Source organism: Streptomyces sp. NPDC102270 (assembly GCF_044766405.1).
GTDB lineage: Bacteria > Actinomycetota > Actinomycetes > Streptomycetales > Streptomycetaceae > Streptomyces.
Genome location: NZ_JBIWLX010000069.1, coordinates 1 through 1,618, shown reverse-complemented (window position 1 = coordinate 1,618; position 1,618 = coordinate 1). Strand labels below are relative to the sequence as shown.

The 1,618-nt window shown below is 68.2% G+C and carries 1 protein-coding gene and 3 tRNA genes; 1 reads left to right on the top strand and 3 read right to left on the bottom strand.

Translation table 11 applies throughout. The annotated features are described in order from the left end of the window. Positions 1–641: 641 nt before the first annotated feature. From ACIRP7_RS45600 to ACIRP7_RS45590, 3 genes are all read right to left on the bottom strand, one after another. Positions 642–715 (bottom strand) — tRNA-Ile (locus tag ACIRP7_RS45600). Between the two features lie 169 nt (positions 716–884). After that, positions 885–957, bottom strand: a tRNA-Asn gene (locus ACIRP7_RS45595). A gap of 6 nt (positions 958–963) precedes the next feature. Further along, positions 964–1,036 (bottom strand) — tRNA-Asn (locus tag ACIRP7_RS45590). Between the two features lie 156 nt (positions 1,037–1,192). Here ACIRP7_RS45590 and ACIRP7_RS45585 point away from each other — a divergent pair. Next, positions 1,193–1,498 (top strand): YtxH domain-containing protein, encoded by a 306-nt coding sequence (locus ACIRP7_RS45585; protein WP_352383661.1) that lies wholly within the window; start codon positions 1,193–1,195, stop codon positions 1,496–1,498. The last annotated feature ends 120 nt before the right edge of the window (positions 1,499–1,618 follow it).

The window sequence follows — 1,618 nt, the reverse complement described above, 5'->3', positions numbered from 1 at the left end:
ACCGGCACGGTGACGGAGCTGGCCCGGTGGCGTGGTGCCGCCTCCACCCACACAGCCGGCGTGCGGTTACGCAGTGCCACCGCAGCTCCGCGAGGACCGTCGTCACAGAGGAGACTGACCTATCCCTGATCTCGAATGTCCGTCAAAGCGGATCAAGCTCACACCAGGTGTGCCCTCAGCAAGCTGGCCGCCGACGCTCCTGGACGACATCACGGGTCGAGCGACACGAAGGCGCCAGCGCCTCCACAGCACGGTGAACAGCCGACGTCGCCCTTGCATTGCTCGCGCACCCGCCGTGCCGGTATCTGCAGAGCCTCAACTGTCGGTCGGCAGCCCCGTGGACCGCAGCCCATGCCGCGCAACCAGCGGATGAATTGCCTCGGAAACACCGTCGGCCTGGACACGGCCGCGCCGCCTCGGCCCCTGTACGGCCCCTGGGTCCTCACATCGGCCCACAGGGCAGTCGCCCGGACCGCGAGCGACACCCTCGATCGCCTACTCAGCCGCAGGTCAGAGGGTTGAAGCTCCCCCGAGCACCGCCGGACTCCAAACCCATGAGCAGCGGATTCAGTCCGCTCAGGCAAAGTTGACGCCCCGACACCCAAAAATGAACGTTTCCGCAGGTCAGCGGCCTGCACAGGTGGGGCGGGTGGGACTCGAACCCACGGCCGACGGATTATGAGTCCGCTGCTCTAACCGGCTGAGCTACCGCCCCATCGCGGCGTGTCGCGTACATGTGTGCGCGCCGTCTGCCGCAGCATAGCCGCTCATACGATCTCCTGCTCCGCAGGGGCGACTTCGCCTGCCCGCAAGGACTCGGCTGTGACCTGGGCAGTTCCGTCGGACATGAAAAAGGACCCCATCGGGGGTCCTTCCTCGTCCTGCTCTCCCGACTGGACTCGAACCAGTAACCTGCCGGTTAACAGCCGGCTGCTCTGCCAATTGAGCTACGGAAGATCGAAGCTCCCCCGACTGGACTCGAACCAGTAACCTGCCGGTTAACAGCCGGCTGCTCTGCCAATTGAGCTACGGAGGATCGCCTCGTTGCATCGAACGTAGCTCCCTGGGTATTCGCCAGGGGGCGAACGCTCGCTGCGACACATACATTAGCGCAAGCAGGGGGGTGCTCCGCCAATCGGTTCCCCCGACACCGACGTCGCACCGGATACCTACGCAAGGAAGGGTGGCCGCCATGCGTTACAAGCTCACGTTCGTGGTCGGACTGACTCTGGGTTACGTGCTGGGCACCCGTGCCGGGCGCGAGCGCTACGAACAGTTGAAGAAATCCGCCCGTCAGGTCGCCCAGAACCCCGCCGTCCGCAACACCGCTGAGACGGCGGCCCAGCAGGGCCGCCAGTTCGCCGGCAAGGCGTACCACGCGGTCAGCGACAAGGTGGGCGACCGGGTGCCGGAGTCCGTGACCCAGCGGGTGCGCTCGCTGCGGGATCGCAATCCGAACGGCACCGCACAGGACGACTGGGGCACGAGCACCACTTGACCGCGGTGACGCGACCCATCCGCGGGGGGGGGGGGGGGGGGGGGGCGGCCGCCCCCCCCCCCCCCCCCCCCCCCCCCCCCCCCCCCGCGGGGGGGGCGGGGGGGGGGCCGCGGCCCACCC

Excerpts from the sequence above, each read along its gene's own strand:
- ACIRP7_RS45585 (WP_352383661.1), top strand. The coding sequence starts at position 1,193 with ATGCGTTACAAGCTCACGTTCGTGGTCGGACTGACTCTGGGTTACGTG.